Source organism: Pseudomonas aestuarii, from assembly GCF_027988105.1.
GTDB classification, from domain to species: Bacteria; Pseudomonadota; Gammaproteobacteria; order Pseudomonadales; family Pseudomonadaceae; genus Aquipseudomonas; species Aquipseudomonas aestuarii.
In genome coordinates this window covers 82907-102931 of record NZ_JAQJZJ010000012.1, presented here as the reverse complement: position 1 = coordinate 102931, position 20025 = coordinate 82907, and the positions used below count along the sequence as shown (strand labels likewise).

General features: G+C 63.6%; 18 protein-coding genes and 1 riboswitch. Of the genes, 9 read left to right on the top strand and 9 right to left on the bottom strand.

Annotated features, from left to right (window positions below; translation table 11 throughout):
* Positions 1–8: 8 nt before the first annotated feature.
* A complete protein-coding gene (locus PH586_RS21135; RefSeq protein WP_271349773.1) occupies positions 9–791 on the bottom strand; it encodes a sulfite exporter TauE/SafE family protein in 783 nt (260 codons plus the stop codon).
* 139 nt (positions 792–930) lie between these two features.
* Between PH586_RS21135 and PH586_RS21130 the strand changes: the two genes are divergently transcribed.
* Positions 931–1677 (top strand): NRDE family protein, encoded by a 747-nt coding sequence (locus tag PH586_RS21130; protein WP_271349772.1) that lies wholly within the window; start codon positions 931–933, stop codon positions 1675–1677.
* 19 nt (positions 1678–1696) lie between these two features.
* Here PH586_RS21130 and ptsP read toward each other — a convergent pair whose 3' ends face one another.
* Positions 1697–3976, bottom strand: coding sequence for a phosphoenolpyruvate--protein phosphotransferase (ptsP, locus tag PH586_RS21125; protein ID WP_271349771.1), 2280 nt, complete (start codon positions 3974–3976; stop codon positions 1697–1699).
* A gap of 19 nt (positions 3977–3995) precedes the next feature.
* Entirely contained in the window at positions 3996–4475 is a 480-nt protein-coding gene (locus tag PH586_RS21120; RefSeq protein WP_079203695.1) for an RNA pyrophosphohydrolase, read from the bottom strand.
* A gap of 138 nt (positions 4476–4613) precedes the next feature.
* On the opposite strand from PH586_RS21120, the gene PH586_RS21115 reads away from it, so the two are divergent.
* Positions 4614–5267 carry a histidinol-phosphatase gene (locus PH586_RS21115; RefSeq protein ID WP_271349770.1) on the top strand — a complete coding sequence of 218 codons (654 nt, stop codon included), beginning with the start codon at positions 4614–4616 and terminating at the stop codon, positions 5265–5267.
* 143 nt (positions 5268–5410) lie between these two features.
* Here PH586_RS21115 and PH586_RS21110 read toward each other — a convergent pair whose 3' ends face one another.
* The 3 genes from PH586_RS21110 to PH586_RS21100 all read right to left on the bottom strand — a co-directional run bounded on the left by PH586_RS21110 (position 5411) and on the right by PH586_RS21100 (position 8292).
* Complete coding sequence (locus tag PH586_RS21110) at positions 5411–5851, bottom strand: DUF2269 family protein (protein WP_271349769.1); 441 nt, start codon at positions 5849–5851, stop codon at positions 5411–5413.
* Positions 5852–5919: 68 nt separating this feature from the next.
* The gene (gene ilvA / locus PH586_RS21105; RefSeq protein ID WP_271349768.1) at positions 5920–7434 is read right to left on the bottom strand and encodes a threonine ammonia-lyase, biosynthetic; all 1515 of its coding nucleotides are present in this window, start codon (positions 7432–7434) and stop codon (positions 5920–5922) included.
* Between the two features lie 237 nt (positions 7435–7671).
* Positions 7672–8292 carry a TetR/AcrR family transcriptional regulator gene (locus PH586_RS21100; RefSeq protein ID WP_271349767.1) on the bottom strand — a complete coding sequence of 207 codons (621 nt, stop codon included), beginning with the start codon at positions 8290–8292 and terminating at the stop codon, positions 7672–7674.
* Positions 8293–8431: 139 nt separating this feature from the next.
* A riboswitch (S-adenosyl-L-homocysteine riboswitch) is annotated at positions 8432–8526 on the top strand.
* A gap of 23 nt (positions 8527–8549) precedes the next feature.
* Here PH586_RS21100 and ahcY point away from each other — a divergent pair.
* The 5 genes from ahcY to PH586_RS21075 all read left to right on the top strand — a co-directional run bounded on the left by ahcY (position 8550) and on the right by PH586_RS21075 (position 15513).
* A complete protein-coding gene (ahcY, locus tag PH586_RS21095) occupies positions 8550–9956 on the top strand; it encodes an adenosylhomocysteinase (protein WP_271349766.1) in 1407 nt (468 codons plus the stop codon).
* Between the two features lie 157 nt (positions 9957–10113).
* Positions 10114–10959 (top strand): methylenetetrahydrofolate reductase [NAD(P)H], encoded by an 846-nt coding sequence (gene metF / locus PH586_RS21090; protein ID WP_271349765.1) that lies wholly within the window; start codon positions 10114–10116, stop codon positions 10957–10959.
* Between the two features lie 237 nt (positions 10960–11196).
* Positions 11197–12570 (top strand): nucleotide 5'-monophosphate nucleosidase PpnN, encoded by a 1374-nt coding sequence (gene ppnN / locus PH586_RS21085; RefSeq protein ID WP_271349764.1) that lies wholly within the window; start codon positions 11197–11199, stop codon positions 12568–12570.
* Between the two features lie 117 nt (positions 12571–12687).
* The gene (locus PH586_RS21080; RefSeq protein ID WP_271349763.1) at positions 12688–13479 is read left to right on the top strand and encodes a substrate-binding periplasmic protein; all 792 of its coding nucleotides are present in this window, start codon (positions 12688–12690) and stop codon (positions 13477–13479) included.
* Between the two features lie 177 nt (positions 13480–13656).
* Positions 13657–15513: a DEAD/DEAH box helicase gene (locus PH586_RS21075; RefSeq protein WP_271349762.1), complete on the top strand. Its 1857-nt coding sequence runs from the start codon at positions 13657–13659 to the stop codon at positions 15511–15513.
* Between the two features lie 108 nt (positions 15514–15621).
* Here the strand turns inward: PH586_RS21075 and PH586_RS21070 are convergent, their stop codons facing one another.
* Together PH586_RS21070 and PH586_RS21065 are read right to left on the bottom strand one after the other, a co-directional pair.
* Positions 15622–16200 (bottom strand): YceI family protein, encoded by a 579-nt coding sequence (locus PH586_RS21070; protein ID WP_271349761.1) that lies wholly within the window; start codon positions 16198–16200, stop codon positions 15622–15624.
* Between the two features lie 64 nt (positions 16201–16264).
* The gene (locus PH586_RS21065) at positions 16265–16810 is read right to left on the bottom strand and encodes a cytochrome b (protein WP_271349760.1); all 546 of its coding nucleotides are present in this window, start codon (positions 16808–16810) and stop codon (positions 16265–16267) included.
* Positions 16811–17105: 295 nt separating this feature from the next.
* Here PH586_RS21065 and PH586_RS21060 point away from each other — a divergent pair, with 295 nt between their 5' ends.
* Together PH586_RS21060 and PH586_RS21055 are read left to right on the top strand one after the other, a co-directional pair.
* Positions 17106–18512, top strand: coding sequence for an adenosylmethionine--8-amino-7-oxononanoate transaminase (locus tag PH586_RS21060; RefSeq protein ID WP_271349759.1), 1407 nt, complete (start codon positions 17106–17108; stop codon positions 18510–18512).
* Positions 18513–18639: 127 nt separating this feature from the next.
* Entirely contained in the window at positions 18640–19359 is a 720-nt protein-coding gene (locus PH586_RS21055; RefSeq protein ID WP_271349758.1) for a 16S rRNA (uracil(1498)-N(3))-methyltransferase, read from the top strand.
* A 194-nt stretch (positions 19360–19553) separates the two neighbouring features.
* On the opposite strand, the gene PH586_RS21050 is transcribed toward PH586_RS21055, so the two are convergent.
* Positions 19554–20024 carry a chemotaxis protein CheW gene (locus tag PH586_RS21050; RefSeq protein ID WP_271349757.1) on the bottom strand — a complete coding sequence of 157 codons (471 nt, stop codon included), beginning with the start codon at positions 20022–20024 and terminating at the stop codon, positions 19554–19556.
* Position 20025 lies beyond the last annotated feature (1 nt).

Genomic DNA, 20025 nt, shown 5'->3' with positions numbered 1-20025 from the left:
CTAATTCCTCAAATCAAAAAATTCACGCCAACGCTGAACAACAGCAAGGCGAACAGGCGCTTGAGCAGGCGTGGCGACAGACGATGCGCCAGGCGTGCGCCAAAACGGGCAAAGAACATACTGGTGAAGGCAATCCCGGCCATCGCCGGCAGATAGACGAAGCCCAGGCTCCACTGCGGCAATTGCGGACTGTCCCAGCCCAGCCACATGAAGGTCAGCGCGCCGGCCACCGCGATCGGCAGGCCGCAGGCGGCGGACGTGGCCACCGCCTGCTGCATGGGCACGCTGCGCCAGGTCAGGAAGGGCACGTTGAGCGAACCGCCGCCAATCCCGAAAATCGCCGAAGCCCAGCCAATCACGCCGCCGGCGACGGTCAACACCAATTTACCGGGGACCGAGCTGATGGCCTTGGGTCGAAGGTCCAGGGCCATCTGCAGGGAAACAAGGATCGCGAACACGCCAATGATCTTCTGTAGCTGCGGCCCCTTGATCGCCGCGGCGGTCATGGCCCCCAGGGCCGCGCCCAGCAAGATGCCCAGGGTCATCCAGACGAAGATATGCCAGCGCACCGCGCCGCGCCGATGGTGTTCCAGTACCGAGTTGACCGATGTGAAGACGATGGTCGCCAGCGACGTGCCCACCGCCAGGTGGGTGAGCACGTTCGGGTCGAAACCCTGGGCGGCGAAACTGAATACCAGCACCGGCACGATGATGATCCCACCCCCGACACCGAACAGCCCGGCCAGCACGCCAGCCGCGGCGCCGAGCACCAAATACAGCAAGATTTCCATCGCCACCCCCGAAAACAATGCGCAATGGTAATCGTCGCAGGCTGATGCGGGAAGCGCGGAGCGGACCAAGGACTTGCGCAATCGGCCAGCTACGCTTCAATCTTAGGATCTCAAGCCTGCTGCCCCCGATAGGACTCCCATGTGCCTGATCGTATTCGCCTGGCGTCCCGGCCATGAGTTGCCGCTGGTCATGGCGGCCAACCGCGACGAATTCTATGACCGCCCCAGCCTACCGCTGGCGCAATGGCCAGATATGCCGGGAGTGATCGCCGGACGCGATCAACAGGCCGGCGGCACCTGGCTGGGCGTCGGCCCCCAGGGCCGCTTCGCCGCGCTGACCAATATCCGCGACCCGCGCCAGCCGCCGCGAGGCCGCTCCAGGGGCGAGCTGCCCATCCAGTTCCTGAATGGCCCGCTCGATCCGCAAGCCTTTTTGCACGACCTGGCGCAGCGCGCCGGCGACTATTCGGCGTTCAACCTACTACTCGGCGACCCGCAGCAACTCTGGCTGCTGAATTCACGCGCCGGCGAGCCCGTGCAACTGACGGAGGGGCTCTACGGCCTGTCGAATGCCGAGCTGGACACCCCCTGGCCCAAGGTGAAAAAAGCCAAGGCGCTGCTCGACGAGTGCCTGATAGCGCCGCAGATCCCATCGCTACTGGACCTGCTTCATGACAGCCAACAGGTCGAAGACGCACGCCTACCCGACACCGGCGTGGGCTTGAATACTGAACGCCTGCTCTCGAGCATTTTCATCGCCACCCACAGCTATGGCACCCGCGCCAGCACGGTGCTGCTGGTCAAGGCCGACGGCTCGCGAACCCTGGTCGAGCGCAGCTACGGCCCCTTTGGCGCCTACCTGAACGAGGTGAGGATCGAGCGCTAGGCTGCCTCGCGCCTGGGATTCAGGCCTGGATATCCGACGCCGGATTGATCATGCGGCCCAGGCCGAGGTTGCGCAGGGCCAGTTGCAGGGTGCTGTGGATCACCTGCGGATTGTCGATGGTCATCACCTGTGCCAGCAGCTCCTTGGCCTTGCCCAGGCTGATCTGACGCAGCAGCCACTTCACCTTGGGCAGGTTGGTGGCGTTCATCGACAGGCTGTCGAAACCCATGGCCATCAGCAACACTGCTGCCGCCGGATCGCCGGCCATTTCGCCACAGATACTCACCGGCTTGCCTTCGGCATGGGCACCTTCGACCACCGTGCACAGCGCCTGCAGCACGGCCGGATGGAGAAAGTCATAGAGATCGGCGACACGCGGATTATTGCGGTCCACCGCCAGCAGGTACTGGGTCAGGTCGTTGGAGCCGACCGAGAGGAAGTCGACCTGACGCGCCAGCTCGCGAACCTGATAGACCGCGGCGGGGATCTCGATCATCACCCCTACCGGCGGCAAGGGGATGTCGACGCCCTCGTCGCGCACCTCGCCCCAGGAGCGGTGAATCAGGTGCAGCGCTTCTTCCAGCTCCTGAATCCCGGAAATCATCGGCAACAGGATGCGCAGGTTATCCAGGCCTTCACTGGCCTTGAGCATGGCGCGGGTCTGCACCAGGAAGATTTCCGGATGGTCGAGGGTGACGCGGATGCCGCGCCAACCGAGGAAGGGGTTTTCTTCCTTGATCGGGAAATAGCTCAGCGCCTTGTCGCCGCCGATATCCAGGCTGCGCATGGTCACCGGCAACGGATGGAAGGCCACCAGCTGCTCGCGATAGATGGCCAGCTGTTCCTTCTCGCTGGGAAAGCGCTCCTTGATCATGAAGGGCACTTCGGTACGGTACAGGCCCACGCCCTCGGCGCCGCGCTCCTGAGCACGCTTCACATCGGCCAGCAGGCCGGTGTTGACCCACAGCGGCATGCGGTAACCGTCCAGCGTCTCGCACGGCAGGCCACGCAAGGCATCGAGGCCCTGGGTCAGCTGACGCTCTTCCTCGACCACCTCGGCATACTGCTTGCGCAGGAGCTCGCTGGGGTTGGTGAATACCTCGCCATGGTAGCCGTCGACGATCAGCTGGATGCCGTCGATCTTCGAATAGGGCAGGTCGACCACCCCCATCACCGTGGGAATACCCATGGCGCGGGCGAAGATCGCCACATGCGAGTTGCCCGAGCCCTGCACCGAGATCAGGCCGACCAGCTTGCCCTCGGGCACTTCACCGAGCATGGCCGGCGACAGTTCCTCACTGACCAGGATGCAATTATCGGGGTACACCAGGGTCTGCTGGCGTGCCTGCTGCAGGTAGGCGAGCAGGCGCCGGCCGAGGTCCTTGACGTCGGAGGCGCGCTCGCGCAGGTAGGCATCGTCCATCAGCTCGAAGCGATTGACGTGCTCGCCGATCACCTGGCGCAAGGCGCCCTGGGCCCACTGCCCGGTCTTGATGACCTTGACCACCTCGTTACCCAGGGCGGCGTCTTCCAGCATCATCAGGTAGACATCGAACAGCGCGCGTTCTTCCGGACGCAGCTGGCTGGCCATCTTCGCCGACAAGGCGCGCATGTCGGCGCGCACGCCGTCCAGAGCGGTGTTGAACAGCAGCAGCTCGGCGTCGATATCATCGACGTGCTTGTCCGGCACCACTTCCAGGTCGGCTGGCGGCAGCACCACCACTGCGGTACCGACCGCCGCACCGGGCGAACCCGGCACGCCAATGAACTTGGCCTCCTGGATGCCCTTGCCTTGCCTGCCCAGGCCGCGGATCGAACCGGTTGCCTCGGCATGCGCGATAACCCCGGCGAGCTGGGCGCTCATGGTCACCAGAAAGGCTTCTTCGCCCTCGTCGAACTGGCGCCGCTCCTTTTGCTGGATCACCAGCACGCCCATCACCTTGCGGTGGTGGATGATCGGCGACCCTAGGAAGGAGGCATACCGTTCCTCGCCGGTTTCGGCGAAGTAGCGGTAGCGCGGGTGAGCGGCAGCGTCTTCCAGGTTGAGCGGTTCTTCGCGGGTACCGACCAGACCGACCAGGCCCTCGTTGGGCGCCATGCTGACCTTGCCGATGGAGCGCTTGTTCAGGCCATCGGTGGCCATCAGCACGAAGCGGTTGCTCTCCGGGTCGAGCAGGTAGACCGAGCAGACCTGGCTGCCCATGGCCTCTTTGACCCGCTGCACAATGATGCCCAAGGCCGCCTTGAGATCCTTGGCAGCATTAACTTCCTGGACGATCTTGCGTAGCGTATTGAGCATGGCTCGGCTCTAGTCCGTGTCAGTCCCGTGCCAGCAGGCGCGGAGCGAGTTCCTTGAGGGCGCGACGATAGACCTCGCGCTTGAATGTGACCACCTGGCCCAACGGGTACCAGTAGCTGACCCAGCGCCAGCCATCGAATTCGGGTTTGCCGGTCAGGTCCATGCGCACCCGCTGCTCGTCGGACGTCAGACGCAGTAGAAACCACTTCTGTTTCTGGCCGATGCACAGCGGCTGACTGTGGGTACGCACCAGACGCTGAGGCAGACGATACCTCAACCAACCCCGGGTGCAGGCGAGAATTTTCACATCCTGCTGCTCCAGGCCGACTTCTTCATTCAGTTCGCGGTACAGCGCTTCTTCAGGTGACTCATAGTCGTTGATCCCGCCTTGCGGGAACTGCCAGGCGTCCTGGTTTATCCGACGCGCCCAGAGCACCTGGCCGACATCATTGGTCAGAATGATGCCGACATTGGGGCGAAAACCATCAGGATCGATCACGGCGCACAACCTCGTAAACGCATGTTCCAGCATTGTTCCACAAAGGCCGCAACAGCGGCAACGCGAGCACCCGAATGGGCAGGCCGGGGAAAAGTCGTTATCCTGACCGCCCTTCTATATTTTGCTCAAAGGTGCCCTGTGCGTCTGGCTTTATTCGATCTCGACAACACCCTGCTCGGCGGCGACAGCGATCACGCCTGGGGCGATTACCTGTGCGAGCGCGGCATTCTCGATGGCGTCGCCTACAAGACGCGCAACGACGAGTTCTACCAGGACTACCTGGCCGGTCGCCTGGATATCCGCGACTACCTGAACTTCAGCCTGGCCATCCTCGGCCGCAGCGAGATGGCGCAACTCGAGCAGTGGCACCGCGAATTCATGCGCGACTGCGTCGAACCGATCATCCTGGCCAAGGGCGAAGCCCTGCTCGAGGAGCACCGCGCCGCGGGCGACAAACTGTTGATCATCACCGCCACCAACCGCTTCGTCACCGCACCGATTGCCGCCCGCCTGGGCGTCGACACCCTGCTGGCGACCGAATGCGAGATGGCCGACGGGCGCTACACCGGGCGCACCACCGACGTGCCCTGCTTCAAGGAGGGCAAGGTCACCCGGCTCAACCGCTGGCTGGCGCAAAGCGGTTTCAGCCTGGCCGACAGCTGCTTCTACAGCGACTCGATGAACGACCTGGCGCTGCTGGAGCAAGTCACCCACCCCGTCGCAGTCGATCCCGACCCGAAGCTACGGGCTGCAGCCGAGCAGCGCGGCTGGCCGATCATTTCCCTGCGCTGATCCGGCGCACGGCGATCCGTTCGGCGCGCAACGACAGCCGGCCGGACAGGCCGCAGCACAGAACAGCCCGCCAGATTGCACCGCACCGACTATCCATGGCGTACTGCCTGCGGCGAGTAGTGCCCTACGGATCAGGCAAACTGTCAGGCCGGCTTGGCGCCCATCAGGCCCATGATTACCAGCAACAGCAGGACGATCAGCCCGGCATAGGCGGTGGTAAAACCCAGCAGGCGGCTGGATGCCGGCGCGTCACCCAGTGCCTGCCAGGCGGCCAGGCGACCGGCGAGCAGCAGACCGCAGAGCATCACCACCGCGAACAGGATGCTGCTACCCAGCAACCAGGCCTGGCCCAGCGGCCAGCCGCGCATATTCACCAGCCCCCAGCCACTGACCGGCAAACTCAGCGCCAGCAAGCCCAGCAGCGGCAGGCTGATCAAGCGGGTGCGCCGCAGCTTGCGCTGCAGGATGGCTGCATCACCGCCACGCCGGGCCTTCCACAACATGAAGACATGGGCCAGCACACCGAGCAGCAGCAGAATGGCGGGCAGGCTGTGAGCAATTCGCAGAAGCAGGTATGGATCCATAACGCAGTTGTTCCCTGTCGGATGACCGACGCAATAAGTCGTTAAGCAATGCCGTGTACGACGGCCGGTCAACCCAGAAAGAGGGTGTACGCCGGGTTTTCACTTTCGTCCCAGTACGGATAGCCGATCGCATCCAGTGCCGCCGGCACCAGATGACGCTCGGCCTCAGGCACTTGCAGGCCGGCGACCACCCGGCCATCGGCGGCGCCGTGGTTGCGGTAGTGGAACATCGAGATGTTCCAGCGCCCGCCGAGGCGCTGCAGGAAGTTGAACAGCGCGCCCGGCCGCTCGGGAAACTCGAAGCGGAATACCACCTCGTCGCTGACGCGCTGCGCATGGCCGCCGACCATATGGCGGATGTGCAGCTTGGCCAGCTCGTTATCGGTCAGGTCCACCACCGGAAAGCCCTGGCCTCGCAGGTTTTCCACCAGGGCGGCGCGCGGGTCGTTTTCCGGGTGGGTCTGCACGCCGACGAAGATGTGCGCTTCCTTGTCGCTGTGGTAGCGGTAATTGAACTCGGTGATCTGCCGTTTGCCGATCGCCTCGCAGAAGGCCTTGAAGCTGCCCGGCTGCTCGGGAATGGTCACGGCAATGATCGCCTCGCGCTTCTCGCCCAGCTCGGCACGCTCGGCAACATGGCGCAGGCGGTCGAAGTTGACGTTGGCGCCCGAGTCGATGCCGACCAGCACCTGGCCACTGCTGCCTTCGCGCTCGATGTACTTCTTGATCCCGGCGACGCTCAGGGCACCAGCCGGCTCGGTGATCGAGCGGGTGTCGTCGTAGATGTCCTTGATCGCCGCGCAGATCTCGTCGGTGCTGACGGTGATCACCTCGTCGACATGGTGGCGGCAGACATCGAAGGTGTACTGGCCGATCTGCGCCACCGCGACGCCGTCGGCGAACAGCCCGACCTGTGGCAGCACCACCCGCTCGCCAGCGGCCATGGCCGCCTGCAGGCAGTTGGAGTCGTCCGGCTCGACACCGATGATCTTGATCTCGGGCCGCAGGTATTTGACATAGGCGGCAATCCCGGCGATCAAGCCACCGCCGCCGACCGGGACGAAGATCGCGTCCAGTTGCCCCGGCTGCTGGCGAAGGATTTCCATCGCCACCGTGCCTTGCCCGGCGATGGTGTGCGGGTCGTCGTAGGGGTGGATATAGATGAAGCCCTTCTCCTCCACCAGCTTCAGCGAATAGGCCAGCGCCTCGGGGAAGCTGTCGCCATGCAGGACCACCTTGCCGCCGCGCGAGCGCACGCCCTGGACCTTGATCTCCGGGGTGGTCTTGGGCATCACAATGGTGGCCTTGACGCCCAGCACCTTGGCCGCCAGGGCCAGGCCCTGGGCATGATTGCCTGCGGAGGCGGTGACCACCCCGCGCGCGCGCTCCTCGGCCGAGAGCTGCGCCAGTTTGTTGTAGGCGCCGCGAATCTTGAACGAGTACACCGGCTGCAGGTCTTCGCGCTTGAGCAGAATCTGGTTGCCCAGACGCTCGGACAATTGGTTGGCGGTTTGCAGGGGAGTTTCCACCGCGACGTCGTAGACGCGCGAGGTGAGGATCATCTTGACGTACTGTTCGAGCATGGCGTTATCGCAGGCGGCTTTTCGAAGGAGTCAGCGAGTCTACCCCAGGCCCGCGCCGAACGACCATACGAAGCCCGGGGTTTTGCCGGCTGGCAGCGCTGGAGGACGGCGATACGCCGTCATCCGTCGCATGCAGGCCGCTGGATCGCGCACGAGGAATACCTCGCGCCCAATCAGCTTGGAGCGCCCAGCTCCGGCGCAGGCGCGGCTTAAGCCGCGAACCGCCGCCGCCCTGGTTCAGGACTCCAGGCCAATCCCGCGCAGAATCACACTGGTCACCGTCTGCACCGCCCGTTCGAACTGCAGGTCGGACAGCGGCCGGTGATCGTTGAGCACCCCGACCTGATGGCTGAAGTCGGCGTAGTGCTGGGTCGAGGCCCAGATCATGTAGAGCAGCGCGGACGGCTCCACCGCCAGGATGCGCTTGTCTTCCACCCACTGGCGGATCTTCGCCTCCTTCATCTTCGCCCAGCTGTACAGGCTGTCATCCAGGGTCGCGCCAAGCATGGGGGCGCCGTGGATGATCTCGTCGGCCCAGACCTTGGAACCATGCGCGCGGGTGCGTGAGTGGTTCATCTTGGCGCGGATATAGCTGCTGAGCACCACCCGCGGATCGTCGTACAGCTCGAAGCACAGCGCGTCCTGCTTCCACACCTCGAGCAGGCCGAGCAGCACCGCGCGATAGAGGTCGTCCTTGGTGCTGAAGTAATAATGCAGGTTGGAACGCGGTAGCCCGACCAGCTCGGCGATGTCGCCCATGGACGTGCCGCCATAGCCCTTCTCGGCGAAGACCTGTTCGGCGGCCAGAAGGATGTTGTCGACGTTGCGTCGACGAATCGCGCTCTTGTGATTGCCCATGTTCGGTCCATTGCGGCGGAATTGGCCAAGGCTACCACCCACTTCATTCCCGGGCGACGGAAAGCCTTGGGCTTGGCGCGCGGCATCGCTATAATCGCCAGGCTTCACACGATCGGCACAGCCCGGTCGCTCCCGCCACCTGTCCGAGGGGCGCTGCAGCAAACCCTGTCAATCCGGGGTTATGTCAGGCTCGGATGGGGCGTTAACCATACGCATCAACGGCGCCCATTCGACACAAACGAATGGAGAACTCATTTATGAGCGCTGTACTGACGCCTGCCGGTTTCACCGACTTCAAAGTCGCCGACATTTCCCTGGCCGCCTGGGGCCGCCGCGAAATCATCATCGCCGAATCGGAAATGCCCGCCCTGATGGGCATGCGCCGCAAGTATGCCGCCGAGCAACCGCTCAAGGGCGCGAAGATCATCGGCTGCATCCACATGACCATCCAGACCGCCGTGCTGATCGAGACCCTGATTGCCCTGGGCGCCGAAGTGCGCTGGTCGTCCTGCAACATCTTCTCCACCCAGGACCAGGCCGCCGCGGCCATCGCCGCCGCCGGCATTCCGGTCTTCGCCTGGAAAGGCGAAACCGAAGCCGAATATGAATGGTGCATCGAGCAGACCATCCTCAAGGACGGCCAGCCGTGGGACGCCAACATGATCCTCGATGACGGCGGCGACCTGACCGAGATCCTGCATAACAAATACCCGGCCATGCTCGACAGCATGCATGGCGTCACCGAAGAAACCACCACCGGCGTGCACCGCCTGCTCGACATGCTCAAGGCCGGCACCCTGAAAGTCCCGGCGATCAACGTCAACGACTCTGTGACCAAGAGCAAGAACGACAACAAGTACGGCTGCCGCCACAGCCTCAACGACGCGATCAAGCGCGGCACCGACCACCTGCTGTCCGGCAAGCAAGCGCTGGTAATCGGCTACGGCGACGTGGGCAAGGGTTCGGCGCAATCGCTGCGCCAGGAAGGCATGATCGTCAAGGTCTCCGAGATCGACCCGATCTGCGCCATGCAGGCCTGCATGGATGGCTTCGAACTGGTTTCGCCATTCATCGATGGCATCAACGACGGCACTGCCGCCAGCATCGACGCGACCCTGCTGGGCAAGATCGACCTGATCGTCACCACCACCGGTAACGTCAACGTCTGCGACGCCAACATGCTCACCGCCCTGAAGAAGCGTGCCGTGGTGTGCAACATCGGCCACTTCGACAATGAAATCGACACCGCTTTCATGCGCAAGAACTGGGCCTGGGAAGAAGTGAAGCCGCAGGTGCACAAGATCCACCGCACCGGCCAAGACCTGGACCCGCTCAACGACGACTACCTGATCCTGCTGGCCGAAGGCCGCCTGGTCAACCTGGGCAACGCCACCGGCCACCCGAGCCGGATCATGGACGGCTCCTTCGCCAATCAGGTGCTGGCGCAGATTTTCCTGTTCGGCCAGAAGTTCGCCGAACTGCCTGCCGCCCAGAAAGCCGAACGCCTGACCGTCGAAGTCCTGCCGAAGAAGCTCGACGAAGAAGTGGCGCTGGAGATGGTCAAGGGCTTTGGTGGCGTGGTCACCCAACTGACCAAGCAGCAGGCCGAGTACATTGGCGTCACCCAGGAAGGTCCGTTCAAGCCTGACGCCTATCGTTACTAACAGCCGTAGGAAGGGTCGGGCCGCGTAGCGGCCCGTCCCGCCGACAACCTTGATGGGGTGGCTGCCGCACAGCTACCAGGGCAAGTCTTTGCTCAGGCGCCATGCGGCACCAACCCACCCTACGCCCAAGCCTGGCTTGGGCTAACTGGAAAGTCCTATGTCTCAAGAACGCCGTTACAGCTTCGAGTTCTTCCCTGCCAAGACCGAAGCCGGGCATGAAAAACTGTTGAACGTGGCACGTGAACTGGCGAGCTACAACCCGGATTTCTTCTCCTGCACCTACGGTGCCGGTGGCTCCACCCGCGACCGTACCCTGCATACCGTACTGCAGCTGAATAACGATGTCGGTGTGAGCACGGCGCCGCACCTGTCCTGCGTCGGTGATTCCAAGGCCGAGCTGCGCGAGCTGCTGGGCCTGTACCAGACAGCCGGGATCGAGCGCATCGTCGCCCTGCGCGGCGATCTGCCGTCCGGTATGGGCATGGCCAGCGGCGAACTGCGCTACGCCAACGAACTGGTCAGCTTCATCCGCGAAGAGACCGGCGACCACTTCCATATCGAAATCGCCGCCTACCCGGAGATGCATCCGCAGGCGCGCAACTTCGAGGACGATATCGCCAACTTCGTACGCAAGGCCAAGGCCGGCGCCAGCAGCGCGATCACCCAGTACTTTTTCAACGCCGACAGCTACTTCTACTTCGTCGAGCGGGTGCGCAAGCTGGGTGTGGATATTCCGGTGGTGCCAGGCATCATGCCGATCACCAACTACAGCAAGCTGGCGCGCTTCTCCGACGCCTGTGGTGCCGAGATCCCGCGCTGGGTGCGCAAGCAGCTGGAGGCCTATGGCGACGACAGCGACAGCATCCGCGCCTTCGGCGAGCAGGTAATCAGCGAGATGTGCGAACGCCTGCTGCAGGGCGGCGCGCCGGGCCTGCACTTCTACAGCATGAACCTGGCAGGCCCCAGCCTGGCAATCTGGAACAACCTCAAGCTGCCGCGCTGAAACTCCGCCGGGGATTTTCTGCGCGCGCCCTCACCTGTCTGGTTGCCGGCGGGGGCCGGTGGCGCTGCAGGCCACCGGCCCGCCGCCTGTTAGGCTGAGTGCCAACGCAGCAGTAAAGCGAGCCCCTGCAGCAGCGCCAACCCGAGGCCGACGCTGCCGGACTGCCCGCCCCCCCCTATTTTGACCGCGCCTCTGGCCCCATATGGCTTGAGCGGGATGACAACCATGGAGCGCCAAATGACCCCAAGAAAGACCACCAATGCCACAGTGACCCCCAAGGGCAGCCTGGAAACCCTGTCGCAGCGCGAGGTACAACAACTGCGCGAGACCGGTTCCGGCAGCGTTTATGCCCTGTTCCGCCAGTGCGCCCTGGCGATCCTCAATACCGGCTCGCACAGCGACAACGCCAAGACCATCCTGGAGGCCTACCCGGACTTCGAGATTCGCATCCTGCAGCAGGATCGCGGCATTCGCCTGGAGCTGTGCAACGCGCCGGCCGACGCCTTCGTCGATGGCGAAATGATCGCCAGCACCCGGGAAATGCTGTTCAGCGCCCTGCGCGATATCGTCTACACGCAGAGCGAACTGGAAAATAAGCGGGTGGACTTCAGCAGCTCGAAAGGCATCACCGACTACGTGTTTCACCTACTGCGCAATGCCCGCACCCTGCGCGCCGGGGTTGAGCCGAAAATAGTGGTGTGCTGGGGCGGCCATTCGATCAGCACCGAAGAGTACAAATACACCAAGGTGGTCGGCCATGAATTGGGCCTGCGCGGCCTGGATATCTGCACTGGCTGCGGCCCCGGGGTGATGAAGGGACCGATGAAAGGCGCGACCATCTCCCACGCCAAGCAGCGCATCGTCGGCGGACGCTACCTAGGGCTGACCGAGCCGGGCATCATCGCCGCCGAAGCCCCCAACCCGATCGTCAATGAACTGGTGATCCTGCCCGATATCGAAAAGCGCCTCGAGGCATTCGTCCGCGTCGGCCATGGCATCATCATCTTCCCCGGCGGCGCCGGCACCGCCGAAGAGCTGCTGTATTTCCTCGGCATCCTGATGCACCCGGCCAACCAGGACCTGCCGTTCCCACTGATCATGACCGGGCCGAAAAAGGCCGCGCCCTATATCGAGCAGCTGCATGAATTCATCGGCGCCACCCTCGGCCCCGAGGCGCAGCAACGCTGCAAAATCATCATCAACGACCCGAGCCTGGTGGCCCGGGAGATGGCGCAAGGCATCAGCGAGGTTACCCAGTACCGCCGTAAGCAGAATGACGCCTTCCACTTCAACTGGCTGCTGACGATCGACGAGCACTTTCAGCACCCCTTCGAACCCACCCACGAGAACATGGCCAGCCTCAAGCTGACCCGCAACCAGCCGGTGCATGAACTGGCCGCGCATTTGCGTCGTGCGTTCTCGGGCATTGTCGCCGGCAACGTCAAAGACAAGGGCATCCGCCGCATCGAACTGCACGGCCCCTACGAGATCACCGGCGACAAGGACATCATGCAGCCACTGGATCGCCTGTTGCAGGCCTTCGTAGAGCAGCATCGGATGAAGCTGCCGGGCAACACGGCCTACGTGCCCTGCTACAAGCTGGCGACCTGAACCGGTTTATCGCGCCCGCCCCGGAAGGTGCGAGGCCCCTTGGCGGCGCGACCTAACCAGTCGAACTTGGCCATGGGGCCACTTTTCAGCGCCACGCTGGCCGGGTAATCTGGCGCAATGTCATTATTCCACCGCCAATTAATCGCCGCCCTGCTGTTCGCCTGCCTGTGCCTCGCGGCACAGGCTCAGCCGCTGCGCATTGTCAGCGAAGCCTGGCCACCCTATATCCATGCGGAGAACGGCGCCCTGCGCGGCCTCGACTACGAAACCACGCAGATCGTCCTGCAACGCCTGGGTGTCGAGGTCGAATGGCATCTGCTGCCGTGGCGACGCTGCTTGATGGCGCTGGAACAGGGCCAGGCCGACGGCATCCTGAGCATCTTCCACACCCCGGAACGCGAAGCCTCGATACTGTTTCCCGACGAGCCACTGTCGCAGGTCGAACTCGTGCTGTTCTACGCCAAGGCCAACCCCCATCCATTCCAGCACCTGACGGACTTGCGCGGGCTGAAAGTCGGCGTCTCCGCCGGCTACTGGTACAGCAACCGGGACTTTCGTGAATCCACGCTGTTTACCCGTGAATCGGCCCCCAGCCACGCGGCCAACTTCGGCAAGCTGGTGCGCAAACGGGTCGACCTGGTGATCAACGATCGTCGCAGCGGCCACTTTATCCTGGCCCAGACTGGCCTCGATGAGCACATCCGGCAGCACCCCCAGGTCATCAGTCGCGACCCCTTGTACCTGGGCCTGCGCCGCAGTGCCGGCCTGGATGAACTGGCCCAACGCTTCGCCAGTGAACTGCGCCGCTTCAAACAGGAACCGGCCTATGCCGCCCTGCAAGCACGCTACAACAGTCCGGATCAGGCCCCTCTCACGCAACAGCCTCCAAGCAATAAGGCAAACCATTAAGCAGGGGAACGCTGCGCAAAGGCTTTGCTCTGTTATACTCGGGCCTTCCCGCCAGGCTTGCGCCCGGATGCTAGTCCCCAGAGACCAGCAGTACCGGACGGGATTGCGCCCCCCAAGCGCGATTCAAGTCAGGCAATACACCCCATAGGGCCTCGCCCTCACTAGACAGGATTACTCATGTCCTTTGCCTCCCTCGGTCTCTCCGAGGCTTTAGTCCGCGCCATCGAGGCAGCGGGCTACACCCAGCCTACTCCGGTGCAACAGCGGGCCATTCCCGCCGTGTTGCAAGGCCGCGACCTGATGGTTGCCGCCCAAACAGGGACGGGTAAAACCGGCGGCTTCGCCCTGCCGATCCTGGAACTGCTGTTCCCCAACGGCCACCCCGATCGCGAGCACCGCCACGGTCCGAAACAACCCCGCGTACTGGTGCTCACTCCCACTCGCGAACTGGCCGCACAGGTGCACCAGAGCTTCAAGGTCTATGCCCGCGACCTGAAATTCGTCAGCACCTGTATCTTTGGCGGTGTCGGCATGAATCCCCAGGTGCAAGCCATGGCCAAGGGCGTCGACGTCCTGGTGGCCTGCCCGGGTCGCCTGCTCGACCTGGTCGGCCAGCGTGCCGTGGATTTGTCCCACGTGGAAATCCTGGTCCTGGACGAAGCCGACCGCATGCTCGACATGGGCTTCGTGCATGACGTGAAGAAAGTCCTGGCACGCCTGCCCAGCAAACGGCAGAACCTGCTGTTCTCGGCGACCTTCTCCAAAGACATCACCGACCTTGCCGGCAAGTTGCTGCACAACCCCGAGCGCATCGAGGTCACGCCGCCGAACACCACGGTCGAGCGCATCGAACAACGCGTATACCGCCTGCAGGCCAGCCACAAGCGCGCCCTGCTCGCTCACCTGATCAGCGCCGGCGCCTGGGAACAGGTCCTGGTGTTCACCCGTACCAAACACGGCGCCAACCGCTTGGCCGAGTACCTCGACAAGCATGGCCTGGCATCCGTGGCGATCCACGGCAACAAGAGCCAGAACGCCCGGACCAAAGCCCTGGCCGACTTCAAGGCCGGCGCCGTACGGATCATGGTTGCCACCGATATCGCCGCCCGCGGCCTGGACATCGACCAACTGCCGCACGTGGTCAATTTCGAGCTGCCGAACATCGAGGAAGACTACGTTCACCGCATCGGCCGCACTGGCCGCGCCGGGCGCAGTGGCGAGGCGATCTCGCTGGTCGCTCCCGATGAAGAAAAACTGCTCAAGGGTATCGAGCGGATGACCAAGCAGAAAATCGCCGACGGCGACCTGCTCGGTTTCGACGCCAGCACGGTCGAGGCGGAGCGCCCGGAAGTGCGCGAGCCGCAGAAGCCGCGCCAACCCCGCGGTGCCAAGCCTGACGGTGAGCGCCACGGCGGCGGTCGCAAGGACAAGGGCAAGGACAGCGGCAAGTCCAAGCCTCAGGCCGCCCGCTCGCAGCAACCGCGCAGCGCGCAATCCGGCCGCGCCGCCGCGCCGGCAGTACCCGCCCTGCCACCGGATCGCGCACCGGATGAATTCCGCGACGACGAAATCGATAACTTCGGTAATCGGGCCGACTATGTCAGCCCGCACCAGAACAAGCAGCAGAACCGTGGCCGTCGGCCCGGTGCGCCTGCTTCGGGTCCCAGCGCCAGCAATGGTGTTGGCCAAGCCCCACGTACACCAAGCAAAAACCCGCGCAGCGGGGCAGGCGCCGGTGCTGGCGCCGCTGCCAGCCAAGGCAAACGCCAGGGTTCGGGCGGTCAAGGGCGCAATGGCTCCGGCCGCGCCCGTCCACCGCGCGACTCGCGTGAGACCACCACCTCGCTCAACCGCGATGAACTGCCACGCAAAGAGGGGCCGGTAAAAAGCCCTAGCGACAAGCAGCCGGTGATCGTGCACAAAGGTTCGCGCAGCACTGAGCGTTTCCCGACGCCCGAGCAACTCGACCAGCTGCCGAGCAGTCGTCCGCGCGGCGAAAAGCCTGCCCTGCTGACGCGTAATCGCGAGAGCTAAGCAGCACTGTTAACGACAACGCCGACCTCAGGGTCGGCGTTGTCGTTTCTGCACCTGCAAAAACGCCGACCCTAGGGTCGGCGTTTTTTTTGCTGCCGCGCGCTCGACTTACTGGCGCACGCCTTCCACCGAGATGATCAGCTCGACTTCCGCGGAAGCCGGGCCAAGATCCTTCTCGATCTCGAAGTCTTTCAGTTTAAGCGTGGTGCTGCCTGCAAAGCCGGCACGGTAGCCGCCCCAGGGATCATCGCCCTGACCAATGAAGGTAGCGGCAATTACCACCGGCTTGGTGACACCGTTAAGCGTCAGATTGCCGGTGATATCGGCCGTGCCTTCGCCGGTGGACTTCACCGCAGTGGACTCGAAGGTCGCCGTCGGGTGCTTGTCGACGCTGAGGAAGTCATCGCTGCGAATGTGCTTGTCGCGCTCGGCGTGATTGGTGTCGACGCTCTGGGTGTTGAGGGTGACGCTGACCTTGCTGGCTTCCGGGTTCTTGTCGTCAAAACTGAAGCTGCCGTCGAAGTCCTTGAAGCTGCCGTACAGCCAGCTGTAACCCAAGTGGCTGATCTTGAAGTTGACGAACGCGTGCTGACCTTGCGTGTCGATGGCGTAATTGGCGGCCACGGCATGGCCAGCACTGAGCAGAGCGGAACCGAGAGCCAGGGCGGCGAGGGTTTTCTTCAACATGGGCAATCTCCTTGTGAGGTTGAATAATTCGCCACGCAGGTCATTCCACGCGACAGAGGGGGTGTTAGCGACCGAACATGCGGCTCAGCGTGCGGTCACGGTCAACAAAGTGATGCTTCAGGGCGGCCAGCGCATGGATAGCGGCGAAGATCACCAGGGTCCAGCCAAGGTATTCATGCACCAGGCCGGCAACATCTTCCTGGTTGGGAATGCTGGTGAGGGTCGCCGGCACCTCGAACCAGCCGAAGACACTGATACCCCGACCATCGGCGGTGGAAATCAGGTAGCCAGCCACCATCAACACGAACATGCCCAGATAGAGGAACGCGTGGCCGAACCTGGCGCCCTGCTGGGTTAGCCGACTGTGATTGGCCAGGCTGGCCGGTGCCGGACTGAGCCAGCGCCAGAGGATGCGCCCCAGCATCACGACAAACAGCAGGATGCCAATGCCCTTGTGCAGCTCAGGTGCGCTCTTGTACCAGCCACTGTAGTAATCCAGGCCGACCATCCAGTAACCCAGCCCGAACAGAGCAAAAACCGCGACCGCCACCAGCCAATGCAAGGCAATGCTGATCAAACCGTAATGTGAGCGAGTGTTGTGCCACTGCATCGAGAAGGTTCCGTACAGAGAGTTCGACAAAAAAGATCCGGCAAGGGTAACGGCAAATCTATCGATTAAAAGCGGAATTTTTCGCTTTGAAATATCGGGAAATACGATATCAAAAGTCCGCACTTCACCTCCGGCCCAATCAACTCGCGCGAGCAGGCAGAAGCTCAGGCAACACCTACCGGCGGCATTGCCCAGCGCATAATCGGCAGTGCCTCGCTCACCGCCCCTCGCCTGCAGCGCACATGTGCAGGGGGCATCTGATAGGCTTGCCGCAGATGATTGGGAGAGTGTTTCGATGAGCCTGAACGACCACTGGATGCAGCGCGACTTGAATGTGCTCTGGCATCCCTGCACACAGATGAAAGATCACGAACAGCTGCCCCTGGTGCCGATCAAGCGCGGTGAAGGGGTTTGGCTGGAAGACTTCGACGGCAAGCGCTACCTAGACGCGGTCAGCTCCTGGTGGGTCAACGTGTTCGGCCACGCCAACCCGCGGATCAACCAGCGCATCAAGGATCAGGTCGACCAACTGGAACACGTGATACTCGCCGGCTTCAGCCACCAGCCGGTGATCGAGCTGTCCGAGCGCCTGGTGAAGATGACCCCGGCCGGGCTCGATCGGGTGTTCTATGCCGACAACGGCTCATCGTGCATCGAAGTCGCGCTGAAGATGAGCTTTCACTACTGGCTGAATGTCGGCCAGCCCGAGAAGAAGCGCTTCGTCACCCTGACCAACAGCTACCACGGCGAAACCATCGCCGCCATGTCGGTCGGCGATGTCGCGCTGTTCACCGACACCTACAAGGCACTGCTGCTGGACACCCTCAAGGTGCCCAGCCCGGACTGCTATTTCCGCCCCGACGGCGTGAGCTGGGAAGCCCACTCGCGGACCATGTTCGGCCATATGGAGCAGACCCTGGCCGAGCACGGCCATGAGGTGGCAGCGGTGATAGTCGAGCCGCTGATTCAGGGCGCCGGCGGCATGCGCATGTACCACCCGGTCTACCTCAAGCTGTTGCGCGAGGCCTGCGACCGCTATGGCGTGCACCTGATCCACGACGAGATCGCCGTCGGCTTCGGCCGTACCGGAACCATGTTCGCCTGCGAACAGGCCGGCATCCGCCCGGACTTCCTTTGCCTGTCCAAGGCCCTGACCGGTGGCTACCTGCCGCTGGCCGCCTGCCTGACCACCGACACCATCTACCAGGCGTTCTACGACGACTACAACACCCTGCGCGCCTTTCTCCACTCGCACAGCTACACCGGCAATCCGCTGGCCTGCGCCGCAGCACTGGCGACCCTGGATATCTTCGAGCAGGACAACGTCATCGAGGCCAACAAGAAGCTCGCCGCGCGCATGGCCAGCGCCACCGCGCACCTGGTCGATCACCCGCATGTCGCCGAAGTCCGCCAGACCGGCATGGCCCTGGCCATCGAGATGGTCCAGGACAAGGCGAGCAAGACTGCCTACCCGTGGCAGGAGCGCCGCGGCCTCAAGGTTTTCCAGCATGCCCTGCAACGCGGCGCCCTGCTGCGCCCGCTGGGCAGCGTGGTGTATTTCCTGCCGCCCTACGTGATCACTGAGGAGCAGATCGACTTCCTGGCCGAGGTCGCCACTGAAGGCATCGACCTGGCCACCCGCAACTCGGTCAGCGTGGCCGTGGGCAACACGCGCTACCCGGACTTTCGCGATCCGGGTTGAACGCGAGTACATGACGTCTCGCCTCCCCCGCTGGCGACAGCGGGAGGTGGCAAGCACGTCGGATATCGCTGCGCGCGGCGCGCCCTAGCGCTAGAATTTACGCCTTTGCCTCAGGTCCGCCCCTCCTATGCGCCTATCCCGCTTCTTTATCGATGCCCCGCTCGCCCTCGGCCTGCATGAGCTGCCGGAAACCCAGGCCCACTACATCGGCCGCGTACTGCGCCATGCGGTGGGCGATGCCGTGCAATTGTTCGACGGCAGCGGCAACGAGTTTCTCGGCGAGCTGGTCGAGGTCGGCAAAAAGAACGTGCGCGTCGAAGTGCGCGAGGTCTTCGCCGGCCTGACCGAATCACCGCTGCACATCCACCTGGGCCAGGGCCTGTCGCGTGGCGAGCGCATGGACTGGGCGATCCAGAAGGCCTGCGAGCTGGGGGCCAATGCCATCACCCCGATTGTCAGCGAGCGCTGCGAGGTGCGCCTGAAAGACGAGCGCGCCGACAAGCGCATGGCCCATTGGCGCCAGGTGGCGATCAGTGCCTGCGAACAGTGCGGCCGCTCGGTGATTCCTGTCATTCACCCGCCGCTCGGGCTGAGCGACTGGCTCGGCCAGGTCGAGGCGGAGCTGAAACTGGTGCTGCACCCGGTTGCCGAGCCGCTGGCCAGCCATGACAAGCCACAATCGCTGGCCTTCCTGATCGGCCCGGAAGGCGGCCTGGCGGATGCCGAGGTCACGCAGGCGAAAAACGCCGGTTTCCAGGCCGCGCGCCTGGGGCCTCGGGTACTGCGCACGGAAACTGCGCCGGTGGTGGCGCTCAGCGTCGCGCAGCAATTGTGGGGGGATTTCTAAAAACTGCTCGCTGGCCGTTTTTCCCTCGGCAACGGCCACCCAGGCTGTTGTTCAATAGCGCGCTCGTAGAAGGCTTGGGCCCTTTGACGGCTTGCCGGGGCGTGTCGTCTTGGTGATCGACAGGCGAGGGCCAGCCGGATCGCGGACTCTACGAGGCACTGGATGGCGCCCTGGGCCAGCGCGTTCACACGCGCTCAGATCAATCCGGCATCTGCCAGTTTCTGCTCCAGGCCAACCAGGTCGGGAATCTTCAGCACATTCTCGCCAATGAGCACCGCATCCAGTTCCAGCGGCGCCAGTGGCGCGTCGGCACGCAGCAACTCGGCACCAACCTTCACCGAGCGCGGAATACCCTGGACCAGGAGGGCGATGAACTTGACCTTGGCACGCCCGCCGAGGGCGTTGATGATCGCCACGCGCGCAGCGGGACCGACCTGGGCCTGGCCATCGGAGGCCGCCTCGAACGACAACAGCGGCAAACTCAAGTCACGCCAGCTAACCTGACCGAGAAACCAGGCCGGCATGCCGGCGCTGACTTGCGGCGCGCGATAGGCAACCAGCTCGGCGACTGCCACGTTAGGCAGCAGCAGGGTACGATCGGCCAGTGGCACCTGCAGCGCAGTCAGGCTGTTGACGGTATTCGGGGTGGCTATGACTTGGCTCATG

Bases quoted from the DNA above. Each gene is read 5' to 3' on its own strand.
- PH586_RS21135 (WP_271349773.1), bottom strand. From the start codon at position 791: ATGGAAATCTTGCTGTATTTGGTGCTCGGCGCCGCGGCTGGCGTGCTG.
- PH586_RS21130 (WP_271349772.1), top strand. From the start codon at position 931: ATGTGCCTGATCGTATTCGCCTGGCGTCCCGGCCATGAGTTGCCGCTG.
- ptsP (WP_271349771.1), bottom strand. From the start codon at position 3,976: ATGCTCAATACGCTACGCAAGATCGTCCAGGAAGTTAATGCTGCCAAG.
- PH586_RS21110 (WP_271349769.1), bottom strand. From the start codon at position 5,851: ATGGATCCATACCTGCTTCTGCGAATTGCTCACAGCCTGCCCGCCATT.
- ilvA (WP_271349768.1), bottom strand. From the start codon at position 7,434: ATGCTCGAACAGTACGTCAAGATGATCCTCACCTCGCGCGTCTACGAC.
- PH586_RS21100 (WP_271349767.1), bottom strand. From the start codon at position 8,292: ATGGGCAATCACAAGAGCGCGATTCGTCGACGCAACGTCGACAACATC.
- ahcY (WP_271349766.1), top strand. From the start codon at position 8,550: ATGAGCGCTGTACTGACGCCTGCCGGTTTCACCGACTTCAAAGTCGCC.
- metF (WP_271349765.1), top strand. From the start codon at position 10,114: ATGTCTCAAGAACGCCGTTACAGCTTCGAGTTCTTCCCTGCCAAGACC.
- ppnN (WP_271349764.1), top strand. From the start codon at position 11,197: ATGACCCCAAGAAAGACCACCAATGCCACAGTGACCCCCAAGGGCAGC.
- PH586_RS21080 (WP_271349763.1), top strand. From the start codon at position 12,688: ATGTCATTATTCCACCGCCAATTAATCGCCGCCCTGCTGTTCGCCTGC.
- PH586_RS21075 (WP_271349762.1), top strand. From the start codon at position 13,657: ATGTCCTTTGCCTCCCTCGGTCTCTCCGAGGCTTTAGTCCGCGCCATC.
- PH586_RS21070 (WP_271349761.1), bottom strand. From the start codon at position 16,200: ATGTTGAAGAAAACCCTCGCCGCCCTGGCTCTCGGTTCCGCTCTGCTC.
- PH586_RS21065 (WP_271349760.1), bottom strand. From the start codon at position 16,810: ATGCAGTGGCACAACACTCGCTCACATTACGGTTTGATCAGCATTGCC.
- PH586_RS21060 (WP_271349759.1), top strand. From the start codon at position 17,106: ATGAGCCTGAACGACCACTGGATGCAGCGCGACTTGAATGTGCTCTGG.
- PH586_RS21055 (WP_271349758.1), top strand. From the start codon at position 18,640: ATGCGCCTATCCCGCTTCTTTATCGATGCCCCGCTCGCCCTCGGCCTG.
- PH586_RS21050 (WP_271349757.1), bottom strand. From the start codon at position 20,024: ATGAGCCAAGTCATAGCCACCCCGAATACCGTCAACAGCCTGACTGCG.